A 21771-nucleotide genomic window follows, 5' to 3' on the forward strand; every position below is an offset into this window, starting at 1 on the left:
AACATGGTAGAGGATTTGCTGTTGTGGCTGATGAAGTAAGAAAACTAGCAGAAAGAACTCAAAAGTCTTTATCAGAAATTGAAGCTAATACAAATTTATTAGTTCAATCTATCAATGATATGGCAGAATCTATTAAAGAACAAACTGCAGGTATTACTCAAATCAATGAAAGCGTAGCCCAAATTGATCAAACTACTAAAGACAATGTAGAGATTGCAAATGAATCTGCTATTATTTCTAATACTGTAAGTGATATTGCTAATAATATCTTAGAAGATGTGAAGAAGAAGAGGTTTTAAGACCATTTAAAAACTTGGATATTGTTTGGGAAAATGTATGAATTTATGGAATGAAAAAGCCAAAACCTATACAAGATATCAAGAAAAACTTGACAATATCCAAAAACAAAGTTTTAAAGAATTTTCAAAACTTGGCATAGATTTTTTTCAAAAAAATATCATCGATATAGGTTGTGGTACGGGGATTTGGACCCTACATTTAGCTAAAAAAGCCAAAATGATTTTAGCTTTAGATAGTGCTAATGCTATGCTTGAAATCTTAAAAGAATATGCTAAAAATTTAAAACTTAAAAATATTGTTTGTGAAAATTCAAGCTTTACAACCTGGGCACAAAAAAACCCAAACGCACAATTTGATATTGCCTTTTTAAGCATGTCCCCTGCTTTAAAAGATAAAAAAGATTATGAAAAGTTCTTAAATCTAGCCCAAACAAAAATCTATCTTGCTTGGACTGATCGTAGAAAAAGCGATTTTTTAGATCCTATTTTTAAGCATTTTAATACTCAATTTCAAGGTTTTTACAAAAAAGATTTAGAAAATTACTTATTAGAAAAAAACATCCCTTTCCATAAAGCCATTTTCAATCAAACCCGCAAAATACAAAGAAAACGCGAAGAAGCTATAGAAAATGCTTTATGGCATTTAAAGATGAATGGCATTGTAAGTTCTAAAGAAGAACTTTATTCTTTCATAAACGAAGATGTAATAGAAACCATAAAAGCCAAAATTAAACTCTTAATCATACAATAAAAATGATTTTACAAGCATAAACAAGCTTTTTTATATGAATTTAATCAATACCTTACTTGAAATTTTAAAGTTTTCCCTGCCATATAAGGTACTACTTGATTATACGCATCTTCATACAAATAGGGCACTTGCCATTCTTTTTTTTCTAAAACAAGAATCTTGTCTTTTTCAATTTTAAGATTATGGATTTTACAAGCATTAGCACTAAGGAATTTTTGTAAATTTTCTTGGGAACTATTTTTTTCAAAAAGTTCAGCCAAAACAGGCAAAATCACAGAGGCACTAAACACACCAGCAGCACAGCCACAACATTCTTTATCATTTTTTGGATGAGGCGCGCTATCACTACCAAACATAACCTTATCATAACCACTAAAAGTCAACTCACAAAGGGCTTGTTTATCTTCATAACGCTTAGCAATAGGCTTACAAAAAAGATGAGGATGCATTTTGCCCCCAATAACATCATCTAAAGTGATCATTAAATGATGCAAAGTAATGGTTGCATATAAATTCTCATAATCTTTTAAAAGTTTACATAAAGTCGTAGTAGTAATGTGCTCCATAACAATTTTAAGTTCTGGAAAATGCCTTGCAAGTTTTTCATAAATTTTTGCAAAATTGCTTTCCCTATCCATAACAAAATCATTGGTCTCACCATGTACTAGCAAAGGAATGCCCAAAGCACTCATGGCTTTTAAAGTAGGTTTTAAACTCTCTATATCGAAGCTTACAACCCCCTTGCTTGAATTTGTTGTAACACCGGCAGGATAAAGCTTAATGCCAAAAATTTCATCTTTTGCTTCTTCTAAAAATTTCTCATCATAAGACTTAAAAAAAAGCGTCATTAAAGGATTAAAACTCTCATCCTTGCAAGCATGAAGTATGCGGTTTTTATAAGCTTTTAAACTTTTTAAATCGCAAATAGGAGGCACTAAATTAGGCATAATTACAGCAGCACTAAAGTTTTTAGCACTAAAAGGTGCTATAAGCTGCAACATCTTATCATCTCTTAAATGCAAATGCATATCTAATGGGTTTTTAAGCTTCATTTTTTTCTCCTAATTTTAATTGATAAAAGCCGTTTTTAAGACGTTTGAAAAGTTTTTTTTCTTCTAAAAACTTAAAAGTAGCTATGATAGTAGGTTTACTTTGTTTTAATTCTTTTTCAAGTTCGCTAATTTTTATTAAGATAAAACCATTCTCATCACAATTTTGACACAAAAATTGCAAAAGCTCAAAGCGTTTTTTTCCTAGTATTGCTAGCATTAATTTTTCAAATTTCATAAATACACACTATATAAAGCAAAAGCCCAAACAAAAAAGGCCAAAAACACACTAAAAAGCACCCCTGCACTCGCACAATCCTTAGCAATCTTTGCTTTTTCATGCCACTCATCAATGATTAAATCCACACAAGCTTCAACAGCTGAATTAAAAGCTTCAGCAATTAAAATAAGTATTAAAACACTGATTAAAACCAAATGCGTAGCCATACTCACTGGCAAAAAAAAACTTATAATAAAAACAGGGATAATAATGCTAAGTTCTATTTGGAATGCTCTTTCGTTTTTTAATAAAGTTAAAAAGCCCTCTAAAGCATACTTAGCATTGCTTAAAAAATGATATTTAGGTTTCATGGATTAGCCTTAAGCTTAGGACTTAATAAATCATATTGAGGTTCATAAACCCTTGTTTTAATATCAAAATATCCTAAAAGCGTGCTAAAAAGATTGTCTTGAGAAAGTTTTAAATTTTTATGCAATCTTGCTTGCTTCATTAAATCCTCATCATTACTCCAAAAAATAGCAGGAATATGAAATTGATTTTGCGGAGCTATGACATAAGGCATACCATGCAAATAAATCCCATTTTCCCCTAAACTCTCACCATGATCAGAAAGATAAAGTAAAGAACTTTTATAATCTTTATATTCTTTTAATAATTTAATGATTTGACTTAAAAGATAATCAGTATAAAGCAAAGTATTATCATAAGTATTAATCAAAGCTTCATTATCACATTTTGAAAGCTCGTTTGTATCGCAAGTTGGGGTAAATTTTTTAAATTCAATAGGATAGCGTTTATAATAACTAGGCCCATGAGAACCTTGTAAATGAAGGACTATGATGTTTTGCGTATTTAAATGATTGAGTTTTTCTTTCAAACGAGGGAGTAAAATGGCATCAAAAGTACTAGAGAGTATTTGTTTTTGATCCAATCTATCACAAACCCCTTTACATCCTCCTGAGTTATTATCTATCCATGTAGTATCAACCCCCGTTTTCTTAAGTATATCCATAGCATTTTCTTGAAATTCAAAACTAGAATAATCTTCACGCTTAGAAAAAGAAAACATACAAGGCAAACTCACTGCTGTAGCTGTCGCACAAGAGTAAAAATTATTAAAAAACACAACCTTGTCTTTTTTAGTATAAAAATTAGTATCATTTTTAGCATATCCTCCAAGAGAATAATTAGCCATTCTAGCTGTTTCACCTACAACCAAAATCAATAATTTTTTAGTATTATTATCATCTTTGTAAGCATCCTCTGCTATGATTTTAAACTCAGGCTTAGCCTGCATAAAACGGACAGAATAACGATACACAGAATAAAGAGGATAAAAAGGAATATTATACATTCTTATTTCATTATGATTTCTAAAAAAAGGTATAAAAGTTTTACTTAAAGGAAATAAAATAGCACAAACAACCATTAAAGCCAAAACTATATTAAGAATTTTAATTTTTATATAAGTTTTAAAATCATTATAATAAGTGATCTTAAGCTTAAAAAGCCAAAGAATCAATAATATTATCAAAAAAACCACCAAAATTAATTTAAAATTTAATAAGTCTTTAATTTCTTTAAGATCTGTTTGAACAATATTTTGTATCATATCAGAACTTATAAGCACGCCATAAAAACTGATAAAATAAACACTTAAAAAAGAAGATAAAATAAAAAGCACACAGAAAAATTTAGTAAAAAATCGCACAAAAAGTAAAGAACAAATTGCATGAACCAAAGCAAAATAAGCTATGATAAAAGTAATAGTAATAAAAAGATTGTGATCATTTTTCTCATATACTAAATAAAATAAATTAAAATTTAATAATGTAATCATGAAGGAATTTAAAAAAGTAAACTGCAACCAAGTAATTTTAAACATATCAAACCCCCTTTAAGACTGAATTTTTATTGTATTAAATTTTTTTTAATAGATCATGTATTTAAGTGTTTTTATGCTATGATTTTGCCTTTAATGAAACAATTAAGGAAAATAATGAAATTAATTTCGTGGAATATCAATGGTTTAAGGGCGATTTGTGATAAAAATGGCCTTGATTGGATAAAAGAAGAAAAAATCGATTTTATAGGTTTTCAAGAAATCAAAGCCTATGAAGAAAAATTTCCTAAAAAAATTTATGAATATCCTTTTAAATATATGTATTTTAACTGTGCAAAAAAAGCAGGGTATTCAGGGGTCATGAGTCTTTGTAATTTTGAAAGTGAGGTTAAAAAATGTGAGTTTTTTAACGATGAAGAAGGCAGGGTTTTAGAACACCGCTTTAAAAATATTGTGCTTTTTAATATCTATTTCCCTAATGGACAAAAAGACGAAGAACGCTTAAATTTTAAAATGAAATTTTATGCTGATTTTTTAGCATACTTAAGCAAACTTTTAAAAGATGGTTTTGAAATCATTATTTGCGGTGATGTCAATACTGCTCATAAAGAAATCGATCTTACCCACCCTAAAGCTAATGCAAACACATCAGGATTTTTAGCTATAGAAAGGGCTTGGATTGATGATTTATTAAATTTAGGTTTTATTGATACTTTTAGACAAATTAATGGCGATATCAAAGAAAAATATTCTTGGTGGAGTTATAGAATGAAAGCAAGAGAAAGAAATGTAGGCTGGAGAATTGATTATTTTTTCATTTCTAAAGGCTTAAAAGATAAGCTTAAAAATGCTTTTATAAAAGATGATATTTTCGGTTCAGATCACGCACCTGTAGGCATAGAAATTGATATTTAATATCCCTTTTTGGGATATTATTTTTTCACTAGATTTTTAGCCTTTTTCCAAAGTCTTATTCCTAGCTCTTTTGCTTTTTTTGAATTTAAATCCTTATACCTTTCAGATGCCATTTTTTCAATTTCTAGTAATTCTTGTTTAATGGTGCTTATCTTTTTTTGAGTCAATTTGTTTAAATCATTGATTTTTTGATTTTTCTTAAATTCGTTTAAGGATAAAATAAATTGCTCCCTACTCTCACTTACCATTCTTTTAAATTTTGCAAAAAGATTATCAAGCTCATGGTTTAAAAGATATTCTACAATGTCTTTAGAAGGGTTTTGCTGGTTTTTAATTTCACTTTTTAAAAGACCTATAAATTCATCTTCAATACCTATTAATTCTTTGCTTTTAAGGGTGATATCTTCCTCAAAACTTGTATAATTTAATGAATTTTTAAATTTCTCTATCGCTAAAGAAATACCATCTCTAGTCCCTTTAATCACACCCAAACAAAGATCTTTAGCATAAGCCATAGATGCATTAGCTATTTCAAAAGCTACATTTAAAATAATGCTTGAAATTTTTAAAATACGCTCTTTTTCAAAATCAGTCTCACAAATGGTACTATAGACCAAATTCTTAGCAATTTCTCTGCTGGTTAATTCTATATCTTCAGCCTTTTCTAAAGTAGTTAAAAAAGCACTTTCTGCAGTTTCTTTTAAAATTCCTAAAATCTCTAAATCAAACAAAAATGCATCACTTAAACTTTCATTGATCTCATCTTTAAAATTTGATTGTTGAATGATATTTTCAAAGCTGATAAAACGATCGCTGATTTGATTTTTAAGCAAAGTTTTTTGATGCTCGATTTGCTTGTTTAAAAGCTCTGCTTCATTTATATAGGCATAAAGCTTATTTTGCACATCCTCTACACTGGCTTTAACTAATGCTCTAATGATTTTTGTAGTATTTTCATCATCAAGTAAATTAAGTTTTTTCAATACAGCTAAAAAATCAAGTAAAAGCGAATTTAAGATTTCTTGAGTATGATGCGGATTTTTTAAAACCTGTTTGTAAGCAAGATTAAAACTTAAATCTTCTAATAAATACTTTACTTCATTTTTATCTATATTGATTAAAGAATTTTCAAATATAATTAAAGTATTTTTCATTGACTTTCCTTTGTTTTATTATTTATAATACGAATTTAGCTCTGACTTTTAATTTTTCAAAAATATCTAAACGCTCCTTTTTACTCTCAACATAAACACTTAATAAATAGCTTTGATATTTTGCATTTTTACTTAAATGACTCCGCTCAAAACGGTAGGACTTTTCACCTACAATTTCTTTAAAAATTTCATCTGCTTGATTAGGCACTTCAAAGATCACCTTATAATCCCAAAAAACAGGATAATCAATCTTAGGTTCTTTTTTAAGATCGCACAAATTCACCACTTTTACCTCCTTGTTTACTCTGAAGGATAATATCAGTAATTTTCATTGATTTATCTATAGCTTTAACCATATCATATAAGGTTAAAAGCCCTATACTAACTCCGCTTAAAGCTTCCATTTCAACTCCTGTTTTGCCTTCACATTTTACTGTTACTATAAGTTTAAATGCATACTCCTCACTCAACTCAACGATATCTGTTTCGACCTTAGAAAGCATCAAAGGATGGCACATAGGAATGATTTGGCTTGTTTTTTTAGCTCCCATTATGGCCGCAATAATAGCTGTTTGTAAAACAGGGCCCTTTTTTACGCTATTATTTTTAATCGCCTCAAACGCTTGTGCACTCATATATATCACACCGCTGGCTGTAGCCACTCTTGATGTACTTTGTTTTTGACTTATATCTACCATTTTAGGATGATTTTTCTTATCTAAATGAGTCAATTGCATAGATTCGCCTTTTACAAAATTATAAAAATTATAGCAAAATCAAACAAATTTGAGATAAAATAAACTTTGCAATTTTACTTAAGGAGAAGACAATGTCTTATGAAGAAGATTTCGAAAATGACGATTATGAACAAGATTATGAAAACGAAGATGAAAAATACACCCAAAACCATCATAAACAATACAATTACGATGAAGATGATTATGAGTACAATGATGAGGATGAGGATGATTTTTACGAAATAGATTAAATAATTAAAAATGAGTAAAACAATTAATTAACTTATATTTTAAACAAAAAGCAAGAAAATAATTCATAGCTGGCTTTTACTTCAATAATACCCCACACACATACTCTGAGTGATTTTAATACGTTTTTCAAAAGGCAAAGGACTAAAAAAATGGCATTTTTCTATATAAATATGCAAATGATACTCTAAACCCAAAAAATCATAAAATTTTTTTAAATTCACAAATTTAATCCCACAAATTTCTTTAAACTCCAAAAGCTTATAGATTGAAGAATGATTTTTTTCCACCAAATGCGAAGGAGCCAAACCCGTAAAAGAACAAAAAGCACTAGCTAATATAAAACCCTTTAAATCAGTACACAATTTTAAAGCATCTTGATGTTTTTTTAAAATGCAGTTTTTGTGTAAAAATATGATTCTAGTCCCTTGGTATCTTGCTATTTCAACATTTTTCCAAAATTTATAGGCATTTTTTGAAATCCCTGCAAAACGGTGAAATTCAGCATTTAAAATATAATGATCCAAAAATTCATTAGGAGGCAAAATAAAACTTTTCATCACACAATTAAAATCAAAAAATCTTTCAATCCTCTTTATTTAAATTTTCCTTAGCTCTGCTAGGAAGCTTAGAAAAAAGATTATCAAAACTAAAATGGATGCCTTGAGTCTTTGCTTCTTCAAGCAAAGCAATTGCAGCTTTTACATTAAACACAGAAGAACCTTCATAAGGAGTAAAAAGATGATCAGTAATAGCTAAAGCATAAGCAGATTTTTTAACCTCTTGACGTGCAGCATGAGGTGTGCGAACAAAACAAATAGTTTCAATCAAAATATCATCAAAATTCCAATGATGCAATAAAAATCCTAAAAAAGAAATATGATCTACGCCTAAAAATTCATTCTCTACTAAAGCAATATTAGTACTTTTAGTTTTATTTAAAAAAGCTAAAAAATCTTTGTCTTTTTGATTTTGTATGAGAAAATTAGAAAAAATAACAATTCCAAGTCTTAAAAGCATAGCACAAGGGACTAAAAAATGCGAAAGTTTTTTATCCTCATCATTAAGCCAATTAGTGATAAAAGTCGCTTCTTCATTACAAGTTTTTAAAAAATAAGAAGTGTCTAAACCATAGGGAGAAACATCTATTTTAAAATTATTACGGATAGAATCTGCTGTGACTATATTAATAATATTATTCACCCCAAGCAAAGTAATCATTTGATTTATAGTAGTAATCTCTCTTACAAAACCATAATAAGGAGAATTAGCCAATTGCAAAAGCTTAGCTGTCATTAAAGGATCGCTTGAAATAATTTCAGCCACTTTATGGGTTTGTATATTAGAATTAGCCTCATTAACATATTGTTTTAATTTACTCACAGTATCGGGTAAAGGCGGTAGCACCTCAACACTTTTTAATAAAAGCTCATTCATATCTGCACTCATATTTAATGTATCCTTATCAATAATTTATAAATTTGCAATTATATCGGAATTTTAATTTACTTATTGCAGCTTTTATGCTACAAAATATAACAAAATCCTTATATAGTTAATAAACAGCATTTATACTTAATTAATTTCTAATTAAATAATAATTTTAAATTTATAAAAATAAATTCTAAAGATGAAAATTTATAAGGTTTTTAAAAAATATAATGACTTTAAGAAGAATTTAAACTATATTTTAGCTTTAAAAATTTAAGATTTATGAAAGTTTTATACTTATTTTAAGAATTCCAAGTTTTAAAACCCGAAATTCTTCATAAATTAAAGTGCTTTTTTTACATCTTGTGCGATTTTTGCAAAAGCACTAGGATCATTCATAGCTAAGTCTGCTAGAATTTTTCTATCAAGCTCAATACCTGCTTTCTTAAGTCCATTAATAAATCTTGAATAACTTAAATCATTTAATCTGCAAGCTGCGTTGATACGTATAATCCAAAGACGACGGAAATCTCTTTTTTTACGGCGTCTATCACGGTAAGCATAAACAAGGCTTCTTTCTAATTGTTCCTTTGCTTTTCTAAAGTGCTTACGGCGTCCGCTATAAAAACCACGCGCTAATTTTAGAATTTTTTTATGTCTACGGCGTCTGACAACACCTGTTTTTACTCTTGCCATTTTTATTTCCTTTCATAAAGTGGCGTCCAAAATGGAGCTTGCCCTTATAAATTTATCTTAAAAGGGGAGTTTTGAATGACTTTTTGTCAAAAACTTAAATTCCTAACATTTTTTCAACAGCTTTTACATTTGTAGAATGCACATATTTGCTTGTACGAAGATCACGCATTCTTTTAGCAGGCTTTTTAGTCAAAATATGGCTTCTAAAAGCAGAACCTCTTTTGATTTTATTTTTACCTACTTTAAAGCGTTTTGTCGCACTTTTGACACTTTTCATCTTTGGCATTACGCTTTCCTTATGGATAATTTAAATTTTTTAAAAATTAAAGAATTTTAATAGTATCAAATTTTTTCTAATTTTTGACTGAATTTAAGATTAGAAAATTGGCACAACTTTTGCTTACTCAATCAAGTAATATTTTAGAAAGATGTAAAATGACTATTAATTTGACCAATCCTTATGAGAATTTAAGCTTAAATCACACTTTGAAGAATAATTGTGTTTTCAATGTCACACAAAATAATACAATTTTTAATCTCAATGAACAAAAATATCACCATAATACCACTTATGCAAGTGAATTTGGCTTTAGAATCAATGAAGAAGGATTTTTTGACAAAGATTTAAATAAAATAGCCTACATACCCCAAACTTATGATATCCATATTAAAAGCATTAGAATGATAGCCAAAGAGCTTGCAAGACAAGATGAAAATTTAAAATACAATAAAATAGATTTGCCTTATCTTTTAAACAGTTATTATAGTTCATTAAAATCTATCAATTTAGAATTTTATCAAGAGGATAATGCCTATTTAAATCGCGATCTTATTTCAAAACTTTTAGCAGGTTTTTCAAGCGATAATGGAGAATTTTTAGGTCCTATTGCAAGGATTTACGAAAATCAAGAAGAAATGGATTTTGCATTAAGCAATATTACGAATTTAAATACTTTAATGCTAGATAATAAAATCATTAATTTTCATTTTGATAAAGCTATAAAAAATACCTCAACTAATACCATTTTAAAACCCTATCTTAATCAAAACGCCGAGGTTTCAAAAGCAGGACTTTTAATGAATTTTATTTACCACGATATAAAAACACAAAATGACAAAGAATTTAATAGTTTTATAAAAGCTAGCAATTTAGATCTTAAAGCCCATCAAAATTTACAAAAAATTCTCAAAGGCGAAATTAATATAGAAGATTATATCAAAGAAAATAACGAGAAAAAAATGAGTTTTGATCTTTATCTTTATGTTAATGGCATTGATAAAAAAACAAGCACTCAAGACAAATTATCTATATTTTTTCAGCAGTATATAAATTATCAAAAAGATATGGATTTAAAACAAATAATGGATTCAAGTTCTATTTTTGAAATGTATATCGAAGAAAATCGCAATGATTTTGATTTTCTTAAAAAAGAATACCAAAGCCAAAGTCAAGATAAAAAAAGATTAAAAAAAGCCGATCAAATACGTCTTGATTCTATGGAGTTTTTTTTAGATCACAGGCAAAAACAAGCAAATGTAAATAAAATTTTGACTTCTTATTTGTCAGTCATGGCTTAAAATATTTTAAAAACACAAAAACTTTAAAAATCATTTTTACTATTATAAATGAAATTTTATGTAAAAAATTAATTTCCTAAAAACTGCTAATCTATAGTAAAAATAAAATTTTTCGATATTTATAGTTAAAGATTTTATCTTTATAGTATTTTATTTTGGTATAATTTTTAACCTAATTTTTATAAATTTTTGTTATTATCCATTTTAGATTAAAGATAAAAAATATCCTAATTAAAATTAAGGATAAATTAAGGATTTTAAAGTGAAAGTATATTTAGATAACAACGCAACAACCATGCTTGATCCCAATGCTTATGAATTAATGTTACCTTTTTTAAAAGAAATGTATGGAAATCCAAACAGTCTACATCAATGGGGAAGCATGACACATCCAGCTTTAAGACAAGCTTTAGACAAACTTTATGCAGGACTTGGAGCAAGCGATTTAGATGATATAGTTATAACTTCATGCGCAACTGAAAGCATCAACTGGGTGCTTAAAGGAGTATATTTTGATCATATTTTAAATAAAGAACGCAATGAAGTCATCATTTCTAGCGTAGAACACCCTGCAGTAGTTGCTGGGGCAAATTTCTTAAAAAGCCTTGGCGTAAAGGTTATTGAACTTCCTGTTAATGATGAAGGAATTTCTACAGTAGAAGATTTACGTCAAGTTATTAGCGATAAAACAGCACTTGTTAGTGTAATGTGGGCTAATAACGAAACTGGAATGATTTTTGATATCAAATCCATGGCCGAACTCGCTCATGAATCAGGCGCGCTTTTTCATACAGATGCTACCCAAGCTGTTGGAAAGATCAAAGTAAATTTAAATCAAACGGGGGTGGATTTTGCCTCATTTTCAGCTCATAAATTCCACGGACCTAAAGGTATAGGAGGACTTTTTATCAAAAAAGGCATACAACTAACCCCACTTTTGCATGGTGGAGAACACATGGGCGGCAGAAGAAGCGGGACTTTAAACGTACCTTATATAGTAGCTATGGGGGAAGCTTTACGCATTGCTAATACCATGCTTGATTTTGAGGATTCTCATATACGACGTTTAAGAGATAAATTAGAAGATAAAATCTTAGCCTTACCAGATACTACAGTAGTAGGAAAAAGAGAACACCGCGTACCTAATACGATTTTAGCAAGCATTAAAGGCGTTGAAGGCGAAGCCATGCTTTGGGATTTAAATAAAAATGGCATAGCAGCAAGTACAGGATCAGCCTGTGCAAGCGAGGATTTAGAAAGCAATCCTATCATGGAGGCTATTGGTGCGGAAAATGACTTAGCCCATACAGCTTTAAGACTTTCTTTATCACGTTTTAATACCGAAGAAGAAATTGATTATGCTGCAAAACAAATCGAAAATGCAGTAAAAAGATTAAGAGCGATTTCTTGCACTTATGCTTACAATCCAAATAATTATAAATAAGGATAAAAAATGGGAAAAAATAGTTTAATTGGTGGTTCAATTTGGGATGAGTACTCACAAAAAGTTCAAGATAGAATGAATAATCCCAAACACATGGGAGAATTTAATGAAGAAGACGCTAAAGCAAAAAATGCAAAATTAATCGTAGCAGATTTTGGTGCTGAAAGCTGCGGGGATGCAGTAAGGCTTTTTTGGCTTGTGGATGAAAAAACAGATAAAATTATCGATGCTAAATTTAAAAGCTTTGGCTGCGGAACAGCTATAGCAAGTAGTGATACCATGGTGGATCTTTGCATAGGAAAAACTGTAGATGAAGCTGTAAAAATTACTAATTTAGATGTAGAATTTGCCATGCGCGATGATCCTCAAACCCCAGCCGTACCGCCTCAAAAAATGCATTGTTCTGTGATGGCTTATGATGTTATTAAGCAAGCTGCTGCACATTATAAGGGTGTTAATCCTGAGGATTTTGAAGATCAAATTATGGTTTGTGAGTGTGCTAGAGTAAGCCTTGGCACGATTAAAGAAGTGATTAAACTCAATGATTTGCACACTGTAGAAGAAATCACTCAATATACTAAAGCAGGAGCATTTTGCAAATCCTGTGTCAAACCAGGTGGACATGAAAAAAGAGAGTATTATCTTGTAGATATCTTAGCCCAAACTAGAGCTGAAATGGATAAAGAAAAGCTTAAAAACGCAATGAAAAACGACCTAGCTTTTGATGAAATGACCTTAGTAGGACAATTAAAAGCTGTTGAAAGTGTTTTAGATAGTGAAATTCGTCCTATGCTTCATAATGATGGGGGAGATTTAGAGGTTATTGACATACAAAAAGCCCAAGGGGGAGCTATTGATGTATATATCCGTTATCTTGGAGCTTGTAGCGGTTGTTCTAGTGGAAGCGGAGCAACACTTCATGCTATTGAAACAATCTTGCAAGAAGAATTAAGCCCTAATATCCGCGTTATGCCTGTTTAAAATAGCAAGTAAGCTTGCTATTTGTCTTTTTTACGCAAATGAAGAGGAGGTAAATTCTCTATATAAATACTACGGCTTGGGAAAGCAAAACTCAAGCCATTTTTTTCTATTATACGCATAAACTCAAGCATCAAACTTTCTCTAGCTTCTCTAAAAGCTTTTCCATCCACTTCTTTAGTATAAAAATAAAGCTCTATATTAATACTACTATCAGCAAATTCACTCAAAGCCACATAGCAAGCATTCTTATAACCTTCTAAATCATTAATAGAAACTAAATTCTGGCGATATTTTGTTGTATGATCGCCGTATTTTAACGCACTGTCTTCATCATGAGCCACTAAAGGACTAGTATGCAAAAACTCTTTAAGATCTTTTATGCATCGTTCTAATTTTTCAGGTGTTGCATCATAACCAACACCAAGATACATTTTCACATGACGTCCCATGCGTCTTTTACTCCAATTTTTAATATTTGCACCCATGATAGTAGAATTAGGCAAAAATACCAAAGAATTATCAAAAGTCCTAATCGTAGTCTTTCTAAGTCCTGTCTCCACAACAGTACCTTCAATACCTGAAACTTCTACCCAATCTCCTTGATTGAAACTATTATCAAAAAGTAAAAGTATAGAGGCAAAGAAATTTGCAATAATATCCTTTGCTGCTAAAGCCACAGCCAATCCCCCTATACCTAAAGATGCGATAATAGCAGAGATATTAAAACCAAGCTGGGCTAAAATATAAAGCAAAGCAATGACCACGATAACAAAATATAAAATTTTAATAATCAAATTTACAACTTCTTTTTTCCCACTTTTTTGTGCAAGCTTAGAAACCAAAACCACACCATAACCATCAAGCATTCTTAAAACAAGCCATGCAATCAAAATAGCATAAATGATATAAAATAAATTACTTAAATCAATACTCAAAGGCACTGGATAGCTTGCTATAGTAAGACAAAGCGAAGCAGCATAAACAAGAAGGAAAAAACCCACAGGTCTTCTAATATTTTCAATAAAAATAACCTTAATATCATCTATATCATTTTTATTTCTATAAAGAAGTCGTACAAGGAAAAAATACACTATATTAGAAAAAAAACGTCTTAAAGACACAAAAAATACCAAAACTAAGGCAGAAATTACTATTTTACCTACATTTAAAAAGGCAATATCAACTTTTTCATTGATGTGATCGATCCAAACTTGAAGTTCAAGCAATGAAAAAAGGTAATTACTCTCAAGCAAATGTGCATTTATACGCAAATATTTAAGAATTTCAGAATAAGAATCTAAAGCATTATCGATATATTTTTCTTTCGCAGAAATTTTTTCTAATTCCTCAGGATTTGTAATCTTGTTTTTAAAACTCTCTAAATTAGTATTAGAAAGAATTTGCAATTTCTCCATGGTTTTATCAATAGCAGCAATTAAATCCTCTCCACTTGCTGCATTTTTAAAAAGCTTTTCTATTTCAAACAAACAAGAATAAAAAGTTTGCACAATATTTAAATAAACAAGATTTAAAGTTGTATCTGTATAAATATAAGCCTTATCAATATTCTTTTTTTGTGTATCAAGCAATTGCTGTTTGATTTGCAAAAACCTATTTACAGCCTCTTGATTAATTTTTTGCCCTACTATAATATTAGGTATTTTGCTTAAAATAGTCTTTTTATTTTTTTCAAGTTCCATTAAAATTCCATTAAAAGTACTTGAATTTTGATCATCGTTTTTTGTGAATTCTTTAATTTGGTTATTAAGATCAATATACTTTTCAACAAGAATATAAACCCCTTCATCCTTTTTACTCGCATTAGCATCAATCAATCTTAATTCTTGCGCTTGAAGACATAAAACAAACAAACACAAAGCTAAAATAATCTTTTTCATTGAATTTTCCTATTTTGAATTAAAGTAAAAATTTTTGTTTTAAAATCATACTCATAAATCTCACCCGTTTGGATGATATAATACCAAGCATGCACCTCAAGCTTTCTTTGATCTAAGGCTTCTTGTACACCTGGATAAGTCAGTATATTTTGCAAAGAATTGACTAAATTCAATTTTTCTGTAAGCCATGAACGCATAGCTAAATCATCTTTTGCGAAAATCATCACATCTTTTTTTATAGGATCTAATAAAGTCAACCATCTTTTTACATTAGGGATCTCGCTTAATTCCTCATCAGAATAATAAAGTGCATTACAACCCCCACAATTGCTATGACCACAAACAACAATATTTCTAATATGCAAAGAATTTAAAGCATATTCAATAGCCGAAGTCGTCGCTAAATAATCCTCCCCAACACGATAAGGCGGAACTATATTTGCAATATTACGTATTACAAAAAGCTCTCCTGGACCTGTATTAGTAATCAAATTAGGAATCACTCTAGAATCAGAACAACCTATAAAAAGAGTATGAGGATTTTGAGTGTTTTTTAAACTTTCAAAAAGCTTTTCATGTTCTTTAAAATCCTCTTGCATGAATTTAAGTGCACCACTAATAAGATTTTGCATAAACCAACCTGAAACTAATATATCTTCAAATTATAACAAAATTTCAGCAAAGATTTTTGCTTCAACACAGATATTATATTACTATATAAATTAACTTTTTATTTAGTATAATGTGCTAAATTCTAGATATAAAGATTTAAAATCTATAATCTTAATTAAAGGAGTATACATGAGTCTTTATAATAGAGACTATTCAAGATCAAAAGAATTTGAAAATACACGATCAAGTGAACTTAGTATTTTCATTAAACAAACTTATCAACTTTTTGCCGCTTCGTTATTAGCGGCAACAGTAGGTGCTTATGTAGGGATTTTTGCCTTAGCATCGTTGTTTATACAATCACAAGCAAGTTTTTGGATACTTTTTGCTGTTGAAATTGGACTTTTATTTGCTTTACAATGGAAAAAAAGAGAGGCTCCTTTAAATTTAATTTTACTCTTTGGTTTTACCTTTTGCTCAGGTTTAACACTAACGCCTTTACTTATTTCTATTTTAGCCTTACCCGCTGGTGGGGTAATTATCGCTCAAGCCTTTGCTTTAACTACTCTAGCCTTTGCAGGACTTAGTATTTTTGCTATAAACACCAAAAAAGACTTCACCTTAATGGGAAAAGCTTTATTTATAGTCTTAATCGTAGTTGTAGCCGCATCCTTACTAAATCTTTTTTTTCAAAGCGGTATAATTAATCTAGCAATATCAGCACTTGCTGCTATATTATTTTCATTTTATATTCTTTATGATACACAAAACATCATCCGCGGAAATTACGAAACCCCAATCGAAGGTGCAGTGGCACTTTATCTTGATTTTATAAATCTTTTTGTATCTTTGCTTAATATTTTAAGAAGCTTTAATAGCAGATAAAATTTGTGGGATTTTTCCCACAAAATCTTAAAAATTTAAAACTTTTCAAGTTTTATTGAGTTAAAATAATTAAGTTAAAATCAAATCTTAGGAAATTCTAATGATCACTCTTTTAATCGTTTTACAATTTATTATCGTTGTAATCATTTGCATAGCAGTCTTGCTTCAAAAAAGTTCAAATATAGGGCTTGGGGCATACAGCGGAAGCAATGAAAGCTTATTTGGTGCTAAAGGGCCGGCTGGGTTTTTGGCCAAATTTACTTTTATTATGGGAATTTTACTTATTGCTAATACTATTAGCTTAGGGTATTTATACAATAAAGCCAACAAAGATTCTTTAGCTGAAAAAATCCAAACACAAAGCAACACTACCATTCCAAGTGCTCCTGCTAATTCCATCGCTCCAAGCGCACCACAACTTCCAAGCGATATTAATTTAAGTAAATAAGGATACAACAATGCTAAATGAAATTTTTAACAAACAAAAAGCCCAAAGCGAAAAAGCCTTAGAAGGTTTGAAAAAAGACTTCACAACCTTACGCACAGGCAAGGTAAACACCCGCATCTTAGATCATATTAGTATTGATTATTATGGTACTAAAACCCCTTTAAACCAAATAGCAACAGTATTAGCAAATGATGCTTCAACCCTAAGCATCACCCCATGGGAAAAATCTTTATTAAAGACCATAGAAAGTGCTGTTGCAGCAGCAAATATCGGCGTAAACCCTAATAATGATGGCGAAAGCATCAAGCTTTTTTTCCCTCCTATGACAAAAGAACAAAGGGAAGAAAATGTAAAGCAAGCCAAAGCTATGGGCGAAAAAACAAAAATATCCATAAGAAACATACGCAAAGACGCTAATGATGCAATTAAAAAATTAGAAAAAAACAAAACAATCAGCGAAGATGAAGCAAAAAAAGCTTATGATGAAGTGCAAAAGCTTACAGACGCTTATACTGTAAAAATCGATGAAAGTGTAAAAAGCAAAGAAACAGAACTTTTAAAGGTTTAAGAATGAATTTAGAACAAATTTATAAAGATTGTGGTGCTTACTTAGAAGGGCATTTTTTATTAAGCTCAGGTAAACACTCACAATTTTATCTTCAAAGCGCTAAGGTTTTAGAAAATCCTAAAACAGCTCAAAAGCTTTGCGATGAACTTGCCAAACTCATAACAAATCATGGTATAGAATTTCATAGTATTTGTTCACCAGCCTTAGGAGGGATTTTAGCAGGCTATGAACTTGCAAGATCTACTAATAAGCGTTTTATTTTCACTGAAAGAGTCAATGCTAATATGACTTTAAGACGCGGTTTTGAAGTCAAAAAGAATGAAAAATTTATTATTTGTGAAGATATCATCACCACAGGTACTAGTGCATTAGAATGTGCAAAAATCATCCAAAGTCTAGGTGGTATTGTCATGGGCTTTGCAGCTTTAGCAAATCGTGGATTTTGTGCTGTTGAAAATTTAAAAACTTCAGCAAAAGAGAATGCAAAATTACCACAAATTTTACCCTTTTTTGCCTTAGGAAATTTTAATTTTGAAATTTATGATGAGTCAGCTTGTCCTCTTTGCAAAAAAGGAAGCAAAGCTATCAAACCAGGAAGCCGCGGGAATTAAATGAAAAATCAAGCAAATATTGCCTCTAGATGGCTAAGATTTAGGGCTTTACTTGTGGATATTTTTCTTATTTATATTCCTATTTTATATTTATTTTATTTTTTGTTAGGATCTAAAGAGGCTTTTTTAAACAATCATTTTATCATCGCTTTATGCACTTTTTTATTTGGCTTTATTCAAGCTATTTTTTTAACAAAAAAGAGTCAAAGCCCAGGGCTTAAAGCGTATGATTTATATCTTATTGATATAAAAACAAGAAAAAAGCTGAGTTTTCTTAGGATTTTACTAAGATATATTATATTTATTATAAGTTTTGGCTTATTTTTTGGCTTATTTATAAGCTTTTTAAGAAAAGACAAACTTAACTTACATGATATTTTAACTCAAAGCTGTATAATTATTAAAGTATTAAAGAAAGGTTAAAAATGCAAAGAAAAAGAATTTACAATCCAAGCTCAAATGAGATTTTAGGAGATCGTAAAATATTTAATGGAAATCCCCATGGAATTTTAAACTTTACCAAAGCAAAATACACTTGGGCCTTAAAACTATGGGACTTAATGGAGGCAAACACTTGGTTTCCCAAGGAAGTAGACACTACAAAAGACGCTCTAGATTATCGCTGCAATCTTACTGCAGAAGAAAAAAGAATGTATGATCTTGTTTGGTCTCAGCTTATTTCTATGGACAGTTTTCAAACTAATAATCTAGCAGACAATATCAATCCTTACATCACTGCTCCTGAAATCAATGCTGTTTTAGCACGTCAAGCTTACGAAGAAGCTAATCACTCCAAATCTTATGCGGTAATGGTAGAAGCCATTTGTGATAATACAGATTTAATTTATGAAATGGAAAAACACGATGAAACCTTACGCGAAAAAAACGACTTCATTTCAAGTATTTATGAAGAATTAGCCGGAGATGTGGATGATAATAAGCTTCTTTTAGCTATGGTGGCTAACCAAATTTTAGAAGGGGTTTATTTTTACAGTGGCTTTACAGCCATTTACGCCCTTGCTAGAGCAGGAAAAATGCTAGGTTCTGCCCAAATGATTCGCTTCATTCAAAGGGATGAAATCACCCATCTTTTACTTTTTCAAAACATGATCAATTCAGTGCGCAAGGAAAGACCTGATTTATTCCATGATGAAAATATCAATAAAATTTATGATATGTTTAAAAAAGCTGGAGAACTTGAAATCAAATGGGGTAAATACATCACCCAAAATCAAATCATGGGTTTTACTGATGATATTATTGAAGAATACATCCATTATCTTGTAGATCAAAGGCTTAGTGCTATCAATCTTGATAGAATATATAATGCAAAGCATCCTATTAAATGGGTGGATGATTTTTCAAAATTCAATGATCAAAAAAGCAATTTCTTTGAAAGCAAGGTCACAAACTATTCTAAAGGTAGTATAAGCTTTGATGATTTCTAAAACTTCTTTAGCCTTACTTTGTGATTTTTATGAATTTACAATGTCTCAAGGCTATTGGAAAAATGGCAAAAAGGATCAAATTTGCTATTTTGATATATTTTTTAGGAAAATTCCTGATTGTGGATCTTTTGCTATTTTTGCAGGTTTAGAAGATGTTTTAGACTATATAGAAAATCTAAGTTTTGATAAAGAAAATATACAATTCCTAAGAAAGCAAAAAATTTTTAGCGAAGAATTTTTAGACTTTCTTAGCGATTTTAAATTCCAAGGCGAAATTTATGCTATGCACGAAGGTGAAGTGATCTTTCCTAATGAACCCTTACTTTGCGTCAAAGCCCCGGCCATACAAGCGCAACTTTTAGAAACTTTTTTGCTTTTAAGCTTAAACCACCAAAGTCTCATAGCCACGAAAGCAAACCGCATAGTACGTGCAGCAAAACAAAGCAAGGTTTTAGAATTCGGATCGCGTAGAGCACAAGGAAGCGAAGCAGCCCTCAAAGGATCAAGAGCATCTTTTATAGGCGGGTGCAGTGCAAGCGCTTGCACTTTAGCAGGGAAAATTTATAATATTCCTGTTAATGGCACTATGGCACACTCTTGGGTGCAGATGTTTGAAAATGAACTTGAAGCTTTTAAAGCTTATGCGAAAATTTATCCCAAAAATCCCATTTTTTTAATCGATACTTATGATTGTTTAAAAAGCGGGCTTAAAAATGCCATTAAAGTTTTTAAAGAATTAAATATCAAAGATGGTGGGGTAAGGATTGACTCAGGGGATTTATTAAATTTAAGCCTTAAAATCAGGCAAGAACTTGACAAAGCAAAACTGCATAAGTGCAAAATCATAGCTTCAAATTCTTTAGACGAACACTCCATACAAAATTTAAAAAAGCAAAACGCCCCCATTGATGTTTTTGGCGTAGGCGAAAGACTCATCACTGCTTCAAGCGATCCTATTTTTAGCTGTGTTTATAAACTCGTAGCCTTAGAAGATCAAGGAGTGATAAAACCTAAAATCAAAATCAGCGAAAATAATGAAAAATCAACCGTACCTCATTTTAAAAAGCTTTTTAGAGTGTATGATAAAAAAACCAAAAAAATACTTTTTGATGAACTTTATATTTTCGATGAAAAAGCCATTGATGATCAAAAACTAGAACGTAAAGAACTCTTAGAACTCGTTTATAAAGAAAAAAGACTCCTTAAAAAACGATCCTTGCATGAAATTCAAAACTACGCCCAAGAACAAATCGCCAAACTTGATGAGAAGTTTTTAAATCTTAATGAATTTATTAAATTTGAAGTCAAACTCTCACCAAAGCTACAAGCACTCACTCATGATCTTTTAAAAATTCGTTTTTAAATTCCACATAGTTTAAAGCCGACTCTTTTAAAAACTTTATTTCTTCAGGTCTTAACTCGCGTATGAGTTTAGCAGGATTTCCTAGTATTAAAGAACGCGGAGGGAATTTTTTGCTCTTTGTCACCACACTTCCAGCCCCTACAATGCTATCTTCTTCTATAATAACCCCATCCATTATAACAGCATTCATACCCACTAAAACACGATTTTTTATAGTGCAAGCATGGATAACACAATTGTGCCCTATAGTCACATCATCACCTATAATAGTAGGAAAACCCGCATCTTTTAAACTACCATCTTCATCAAATTCCCTATGCCAAACATGCACAGTGCTAAGATCTTGGATATTAGTCCTTGAACCAATCTTTATAAAATTAACATCCCCTCTTAAAACACAATTAAACCAAATACTGCTTTCATCCCCTATTTCTACTTCTCCTATGATCTTACACCCTTGTGCAAGAAAAACATTCTCACCTAATTTTGGAAAGTGATTTTTAAATTTTATAAGCATTTTTTTCCTTTTTATTCTAGTATAGCTAAGTTTAACTCTATTTTAACTTTTTT

Annotated in this window: 28 protein-coding genes; 14 read left to right on the plus strand and 14 right to left on the minus strand. The window is 30.2% G+C overall.

All coding sequences use genetic code 11. The features are described from left to right. Together GRQ01_RS00005 and GRQ01_RS00010 are read left to right on the plus strand one after the other, a co-directional pair. The coding region (locus tag GRQ01_RS00005; RefSeq protein ID WP_227656217.1) for a methyl-accepting chemotaxis protein at window positions 1-299 on the plus strand (299 nt) is incomplete at its 5' end. A gap of 37 nt (window positions 300-336) precedes the next feature. After that, window positions 337-1050 carry a class I SAM-dependent methyltransferase gene (locus GRQ01_RS00010; protein WP_158333803.1) on the plus strand — a complete coding sequence of 238 codons (714 nt, stop codon included), beginning with the start codon at window positions 337-339 and terminating at the stop codon, window positions 1048-1050. A 44-nt stretch (window positions 1051-1094) separates the two neighbouring features. On the opposite strand, the gene pyrC is transcribed toward GRQ01_RS00010, so the two are convergent. From pyrC to GRQ01_RS00030, 4 genes are read right to left on the minus strand one after another with little or no spacing between them, the layout of a single operon-like run. Further along, a complete protein-coding gene (pyrC, locus tag GRQ01_RS00015; protein ID WP_158333804.1) occupies window positions 1095-2102 on the minus strand; it encodes a dihydroorotase in 1008 nt (335 codons plus the stop codon). Beyond that, window positions 2092-2337 (minus strand): replication/maintenance protein RepL, encoded by a 246-nt coding sequence (locus GRQ01_RS00020; protein ID WP_158333805.1) that lies wholly within the window; start codon window positions 2335-2337, stop codon window positions 2092-2094. Before GRQ01_RS00020 ends, pyrC begins: the two co-directional genes overlap by 11 nt. Further along, window positions 2334-2690, minus strand: coding sequence for a diacylglycerol kinase (locus GRQ01_RS00025; RefSeq protein ID WP_158333806.1), 357 nt, complete (start codon window positions 2688-2690; stop codon window positions 2334-2336). Before GRQ01_RS00025 ends, GRQ01_RS00020 begins: the two co-directional genes overlap by 4 nt. Continuing rightward, window positions 2687-4225, minus strand: coding sequence for a phosphoethanolamine transferase (locus tag GRQ01_RS00030; RefSeq protein ID WP_158333807.1), 1539 nt, complete (start codon window positions 4223-4225; stop codon window positions 2687-2689). The genes GRQ01_RS00025 and GRQ01_RS00030 overlap by 4 nt, the downstream gene beginning before the upstream one ends. A 114-nt stretch (window positions 4226-4339) precedes the next feature. Between GRQ01_RS00030 and GRQ01_RS00035 the strand changes: the two genes are divergently transcribed. Next, window positions 4340-5098, plus strand: coding sequence for an exodeoxyribonuclease III (locus tag GRQ01_RS00035; protein WP_158333808.1), 759 nt, complete (start codon window positions 4340-4342; stop codon window positions 5096-5098). A gap of 17 nt (window positions 5099-5115) precedes the next feature. Here GRQ01_RS00035 and GRQ01_RS00040 read toward each other — a convergent pair whose 3' ends face one another. From GRQ01_RS00040 to moaC, 3 genes are read right to left on the minus strand one after another with little or no spacing between them, the layout of a single operon-like run. Beyond that, complete coding sequence (locus tag GRQ01_RS00040) at window positions 5116-6252, minus strand: hypothetical protein (RefSeq protein WP_158333809.1); 1137 nt, start codon at window positions 6250-6252, stop codon at window positions 5116-5118. A 22-nt stretch (window positions 6253-6274) separates the two neighbouring features. Next, window positions 6275-6538, minus strand: coding sequence for an HP0495 family protein (locus GRQ01_RS00045; protein ID WP_203121080.1), 264 nt, complete (start codon window positions 6536-6538; stop codon window positions 6275-6277). After that, window positions 6516-6989, minus strand: coding sequence for a cyclic pyranopterin monophosphate synthase MoaC (moaC, locus tag GRQ01_RS00050; RefSeq protein WP_158333810.1), 474 nt, complete (start codon window positions 6987-6989; stop codon window positions 6516-6518). The genes GRQ01_RS00045 and moaC overlap by 23 nt, the downstream gene beginning before the upstream one ends. Window positions 6990-7081: 92 nt before the next feature. Here moaC and GRQ01_RS00055 point away from each other — a divergent pair, with 92 nt between their 5' ends. Further along, window positions 7082-7240 carry a highly acidic protein gene (locus GRQ01_RS00055; RefSeq protein WP_158333811.1) on the plus strand — a complete coding sequence of 53 codons (159 nt, stop codon included), beginning with the start codon at window positions 7082-7084 and terminating at the stop codon, window positions 7238-7240. Window positions 7241-7321: 81 nt separating this feature from the next. Here the strand turns inward: GRQ01_RS00055 and cheQ are convergent, their stop codons facing one another. The 4 genes from cheQ to rpmI all read right to left on the minus strand — a co-directional run bounded on the left by cheQ (window position 7322) and on the right by rpmI (window position 9651). Beyond that, on the minus strand, window positions 7322-7801 hold the full coding sequence (gene cheQ / locus GRQ01_RS00060; protein WP_203121082.1) for a cheVAW transcriptional regulator CheQ: 480 nt from the start codon (window positions 7799-7801) through the stop codon (window positions 7322-7324). 22 nt (window positions 7802-7823) lie between these two features. Further along, window positions 7824-8687, minus strand: coding sequence for a cheVAW transcriptional regulator CheP (cheP, locus tag GRQ01_RS00065; protein WP_158333813.1), 864 nt, complete (start codon window positions 8685-8687; stop codon window positions 7824-7826). A gap of 324 nt (window positions 8688-9011) precedes the next feature. Beyond that, entirely contained in the window at window positions 9012-9365 is a 354-nt protein-coding gene (gene rplT / locus GRQ01_RS00070; protein ID WP_158333814.1) for a 50S ribosomal protein L20, read from the minus strand. A 94-nt stretch (window positions 9366-9459) separates the two neighbouring features. Next, window positions 9460-9651 carry a 50S ribosomal protein L35 gene (gene rpmI / locus GRQ01_RS00075; RefSeq protein WP_158333815.1) on the minus strand — a complete coding sequence of 64 codons (192 nt, stop codon included), beginning with the start codon at window positions 9649-9651 and terminating at the stop codon, window positions 9460-9462. Between the two features lie 149 nt (window positions 9652-9800). Here rpmI and GRQ01_RS00080 point away from each other — a divergent pair, with 149 nt between their 5' ends. The 3 genes from GRQ01_RS00080 to GRQ01_RS00090 all read left to right on the plus strand — a co-directional run bounded on the left by GRQ01_RS00080 (window position 9801) and on the right by GRQ01_RS00090 (window position 13368). Continuing rightward, a complete protein-coding gene (locus GRQ01_RS00080; RefSeq protein WP_158333816.1) occupies window positions 9801-10943 on the plus strand; it encodes a hypothetical protein in 1143 nt (380 codons plus the stop codon). Window positions 10944-11205: 262 nt separating this feature from the next. Beyond that, a complete protein-coding gene (locus GRQ01_RS00085; RefSeq protein WP_203121085.1) occupies window positions 11206-12387 on the plus strand; it encodes a NifS family cysteine desulfurase in 1182 nt (393 codons plus the stop codon). 9 nt (window positions 12388-12396) lie between these two features. Further along, entirely contained in the window at window positions 12397-13368 is a 972-nt protein-coding gene (locus tag GRQ01_RS00090) for an iron-sulfur cluster assembly scaffold protein (protein ID WP_158333817.1), read from the plus strand. A 17-nt stretch (window positions 13369-13385) separates the two neighbouring features. Here the strand turns inward: GRQ01_RS00090 and GRQ01_RS00095 are convergent, their stop codons facing one another. Both GRQ01_RS00095 and GRQ01_RS00100 read right to left on the minus strand, forming a co-directional pair. After that, window positions 13386-15266, minus strand: coding sequence for a mechanosensitive ion channel family protein (locus tag GRQ01_RS00095; protein WP_158333818.1), 1881 nt, complete (start codon window positions 15264-15266; stop codon window positions 13386-13388). Then, window positions 15263-15898: a carbonic anhydrase gene (locus GRQ01_RS00100; protein ID WP_158333819.1), complete on the minus strand. Its 636-nt coding sequence runs from the start codon at window positions 15896-15898 to the stop codon at window positions 15263-15265. The genes GRQ01_RS00095 and GRQ01_RS00100 overlap by 4 nt, the downstream gene beginning before the upstream one ends. 169 nt (window positions 15899-16067) lie before the next feature. Between GRQ01_RS00100 and GRQ01_RS00105 the strand changes: the two genes are divergently transcribed. From GRQ01_RS00105 to GRQ01_RS00135, 7 genes are all read left to right on the plus strand, one after another. After that, complete coding sequence (locus tag GRQ01_RS00105; protein ID WP_158333820.1) at window positions 16068-16763, plus strand: Bax inhibitor-1/YccA family protein; 696 nt, start codon at window positions 16068-16070, stop codon at window positions 16761-16763. 100 nt (window positions 16764-16863) lie between these two features. Beyond that, complete coding sequence (gene secG / locus GRQ01_RS00110) at window positions 16864-17211, plus strand: preprotein translocase subunit SecG (protein WP_158333821.1); 348 nt, start codon at window positions 16864-16866, stop codon at window positions 17209-17211. A gap of 10 nt (window positions 17212-17221) precedes the next feature. Further along, on the plus strand, window positions 17222-17779 hold the full coding sequence (gene frr, locus GRQ01_RS00115; RefSeq protein WP_158333822.1) for a ribosome recycling factor: 558 nt from the start codon (window positions 17222-17224) through the stop codon (window positions 17777-17779). 2 nt (window positions 17780-17781) lie between these two features. Beyond that, a complete protein-coding gene (gene pyrE / locus GRQ01_RS00120) occupies window positions 17782-18390 on the plus strand; it encodes an orotate phosphoribosyltransferase (RefSeq protein ID WP_158333823.1) in 609 nt (202 codons plus the stop codon). Further along, window positions 18391-18813, plus strand: coding sequence for an RDD family protein (locus tag GRQ01_RS00125; RefSeq protein WP_158333824.1), 423 nt, complete (start codon window positions 18391-18393; stop codon window positions 18811-18813). Between the two features lie 2 nt (window positions 18814-18815). Then, window positions 18816-19838: a ribonucleotide-diphosphate reductase subunit beta gene (locus GRQ01_RS00130; RefSeq protein ID WP_158333825.1), complete on the plus strand. Its 1023-nt coding sequence runs from the start codon at window positions 18816-18818 to the stop codon at window positions 19836-19838. Beyond that, window positions 19825-21201: a nicotinate phosphoribosyltransferase gene (locus GRQ01_RS00135; RefSeq protein WP_158333826.1), complete on the plus strand. Its 1377-nt coding sequence runs from the start codon at window positions 19825-19827 to the stop codon at window positions 21199-21201. The genes GRQ01_RS00130 and GRQ01_RS00135 overlap by 14 nt, the downstream gene beginning before the upstream one ends. On the opposite strand, the gene GRQ01_RS00140 is transcribed toward GRQ01_RS00135, so the two are convergent. Then, the gene (locus tag GRQ01_RS00140; RefSeq protein ID WP_158333827.1) at window positions 21170-21718 is read right to left on the minus strand and encodes a gamma carbonic anhydrase family protein; all 549 of its coding nucleotides are present in this window, start codon (window positions 21716-21718) and stop codon (window positions 21170-21172) included. The genes GRQ01_RS00135 and GRQ01_RS00140 overlap by 32 nt on opposite strands. Between the last annotated feature and the right edge of the window lie 53 nt (window positions 21719-21771).

The organism is Campylobacter bilis, assembly GCF_016806695.1.
GTDB classification, from domain to species: domain Bacteria; phylum Campylobacterota; class Campylobacteria; order Campylobacterales; family Campylobacteraceae; genus Campylobacter_D; species Campylobacter_D bilis.